Source organism: uncultured Campylobacter sp. (assembly GCF_938030685.1).
Taxonomy (GTDB): domain Bacteria; phylum Campylobacterota; class Campylobacteria; order Campylobacterales; family Campylobacteraceae; genus Campylobacter_B.
Genome location: NZ_CALHHX010000113.1, coordinates 1 through 3,013 on the forward strand (window position 1 = coordinate 1; position 3,013 = coordinate 3,013).

At 49.3% G+C, this 3,013-nt stretch carries 3 protein-coding genes; 1 reads left to right on the forward strand and 2 read right to left on the reverse strand.

Annotated features, from left to right (window positions below; genetic code table 11):
* Positions 1-228 precede the first annotated feature (228 nt).
* Positions 229-1,101: a signal peptide peptidase SppA gene (sppA, locus tag Q0369_RS05205; RefSeq protein WP_297943421.1), complete on the reverse strand. Its 873-nt coding sequence runs from the start codon at positions 1,099-1,101 to the stop codon at positions 229-231.
* Positions 1,089-2,306, reverse strand: coding sequence for a metal-dependent hydrolase (locus tag Q0369_RS05210; RefSeq protein WP_298096922.1), 1,218 nt, complete (start codon positions 2,304-2,306; stop codon positions 1,089-1,091). Before Q0369_RS05210 ends, sppA begins: the two co-directional genes overlap by 13 nt.
* Positions 2,307-2,478: 172 nt before the next feature.
* Between Q0369_RS05210 and aroQ the strand changes: the two genes are divergently transcribed.
* Positions 2,479-2,946 carry a type II 3-dehydroquinate dehydratase gene (gene aroQ / locus Q0369_RS05215; protein WP_298096925.1) on the forward strand — a complete coding sequence of 156 codons (468 nt, stop codon included), beginning with the start codon at positions 2,479-2,481 and terminating at the stop codon, positions 2,944-2,946.
* Positions 2,947-3,013 lie beyond the last annotated feature (67 nt).

Genomic DNA, 3,013 nt, shown 5'->3' on the forward strand with positions numbered 1-3,013 from the left:
GGTGCGAAACAGAATTGTGATTATACAAGAGCGATGCTTAAAGGGGGCTGAATAATTGGTAGAAAAATGAGGAGTTCTTAAACAAAGAAAAATTCACAAAAAAGGTAAAATTTTAAGGAAAAATGCCAAATGGAAAAGCGAGGAATTTAAAAGTAATCAAACCCAGTGCGCTTTCGCATACAAAATTCTACTCTTTAAATTCCCTCATAATTTAAAATTTCTAAAATTCTAATACGCCATCAGCTTCGCGCCGAACGCCCCGCGGACCAAACTCTCGCTTTTATTTGCTAGCTTATCCATCATCTTTTCATACGCAGAAGGCTCCTGCCAGATCGGATCTGCTACGCCGCTAGCCTTTACGAGCGCGCTTTTAGCGTCCTCCAAAGAGCCTACCTCGTCGATGAGTCCGACGCCTTTGGCGCCGCTAGCCAAAAATACTCGTGCATTCGCCCACGTATCGCGCTTCCTAAGATCCAGCGAGCGCGCCTGCGCCACTTCGCGCGTGAATAGCTCGTAACTCTCATCCACCAGAGCTTGCAGGCTCGCGCGCTCCGCGTCGCTCCATTTTCGCATCATCGTGCCCGCCTCTTTGAGCTCGCCCGCTTTGACGATCTGTTCGGCAAACCCCAATTTAGCGGCCGCTTCGCTCACATCTAAGCCCTGCATAATCACGCCGATAGAGCCGATGAAGCTGCCCGGATTTGCGTAAATTTTACTCGCCCACACGCCGCCTAGGTAGCTGCCGCTCGCCATCGTGCCCTTGGCGTAGGCGACAACCGGCTTGCGCGAGTTTAGGGATTTGATAGCCAGCGAAATTTCCACGCTCGGGCTTAGTGCGCCGCCGGGACTATCGATCAGCAGAAGCACTCCTTTGATCGCCTCGTCGTTTTTCAGAGTTTCGATCTTTTCTAAAATTTCGCTATCGTCCATTATCGCGCCACTTAGCGAAAGCTGAGCGAGATTTGCGCCCTTTTGTTGCGCGCTTTCGCCGCCTGCGAAAATCAAAAACAAAATAAGCAGAAAAATCAGGGATTTAAAGTATTTGTTGATAAACCCGAGCACGGCGCCGATCGGCGCAAAGATATTCTTTAGAAATTGCATTTCATTCCTTCGATAAAAAGTGATTTTGCGTTTTTGCTCTGCAAAATGAGCTGTAACGCCAGCTGGCTCTGCTCGCACTCAATGCCTTCAAAAACGGCGATATCGGCGAGCTTACCGGCTTTCAGCTCGCCCAAATTTAGCCCAAGTGCCGCAGCTGTATTTCTCGTCGCGCCTAAAAGTAACGCCCGCGCCAGCTCTGCCAAACCCAGCTCGTCGTGCATCATTAAATTTGCACGCAGCTCGTCTAAAAAATTTAGACTGAAATTCGAGCTAAGCCCGTCGGTAGCGATGTTGTAATTAAGTCCGCTTGCGAGCAGCTTTTTAAAACTCAGCCGCTTCTTGCTAAGCAGGCGGTTGGAGCGCGCGCAGTGCGTGATCGAGTGGAGCTTCGGATCAAAGATGCTAAAATCATCCACCCACACGCAATGCGTAAAAAGCGTGCGAAGCCCGCTAAAATGCGCTACGAAGCTCTGCGGCGAGTAAAAAGGCGCAGCCGCGGGGTTAAATTTAGCAAGCCAGGTTTTAAGCTTACCTCGACCCGTGCGCAGCCACTGCCGCTCATACGAGCTCTCCATAAAATGCGTGCTTATAGCAAGCCCGTTTTCGCGGGTAAGCCTCGTCGCAAACTCCGTAATCTGCGGGTGCGTCGAATACGGCGAGTGTACCGACACGGCGGGGATAAAAAGCGAGCTCGCAAGCGCCTTTGAGCGTTCAAAACGCTGCTTAAATTTCAAAATATTCTCCGCTGCAGCGTCCTTGCTAGCGCCTAAAATTTCATTAAAAAACACGGTTCTAATGCCGCTTTGCGCACAAACTTCAGCCTCGCCGCCGAAGCTTGAAATTTCGCCGATCGTACCCACGCCGCTTCGCATCATCGCGGCGATCTGCTCCGTGATTAGCCGTCCGCGTGCTGCGGCATCCAGCTGCTGCCTTGAGGCGATGACGCTGCCTAGCCAATCCAAAAAATCGCCGTAGCGCAGCGTGCCTTTGTTTGCGCTAAATTCTAAATGCACGTGCGGGTTTATAAACGCAGGCATCGCTATATCGCCGCTAAAGTCCAAAATTTCGGCTTGCGGATATTTGCGCGCCGCGCTTGCAAAGGCGCAGACCTCTATTATTTTATCGTCAAAGACGATCGCGCCATCTTTTAAAATTTTAAAATTCTCATCGCAGACAAGAACCCACTTCGCCCTTAAAATTCTCATCGTTTTCCTTATCTAAAACAGCGCGTGATTTTAGCATAAAATTCTCTTCCGCGCTAAATTTAGAGATAAAATTTTATCGCTTGGGCTTGAGCGGGCAAATTTGGCGCCATAGTAAAAAATAAGCTCGCTTTGGTTATAATTTTTGCTAAAATTTCAAAACAAGGACGCAAAAATGAAAATTATGGTGATTCAAGGACCAAATATCAATATGCTTGGTATGCGCGAACCCGCTATTTACGGGGTTATGAAGATAGAGGACATCCATAAGCAGATGAAGGCGGTCGCCGATCAGAGCGGCAACGAGATCGAGTTTTTTCAGAGCAATTTCGAAGGCGAGATCGTCGATAAGATCCAAGAGTGCTTCGGCACTTGCGACGGCATCATTATCAATCCCGCCGCCTACACGCACACTTCGCTCGCTATCCGCGATGCGCTTGCCGCAGTCAGTCTGCCCGTAATCGAGGTGCATATCTCAAACATCGCTCGCAGGGAGGAGCTTAGACAAAAAAGTCTAATAGCGCCCGTAACAGCGGGTCAGATCATCGGATTCGGCCCTGTTGGATACCATCTGGCGATGATCGGAATGATTCAAATTTTTGAGCAGATCAAGGCAGCCAGAGCCGAGCAGAAAGCCGAGTAGGCTTGGGATTGAATTTGAAAAATTTTATCCTAAAGGACGAAAACGCCGTTTACCACGAGTGCGGATA

Excerpts from the sequence above, each read along its gene's own strand:
- sppA (WP_297943421.1), bottom strand. The coding sequence starts at position 1,101 with ATGCAATTTCTAAAGAATATCTTTGCGCCGATCGGCGCCGTGCTCGGG.
- Q0369_RS05210 (WP_298096922.1), bottom strand. The coding sequence starts at position 2,306 with ATGAGAATTTTAAGGGCGAAGTGGGTTCTTGTCTGCGATGAGAATTTT.
- aroQ (WP_298096925.1), top strand. The coding sequence starts at position 2,479 with ATGAAAATTATGGTGATTCAAGGACCAAATATCAATATGCTTGGTATG.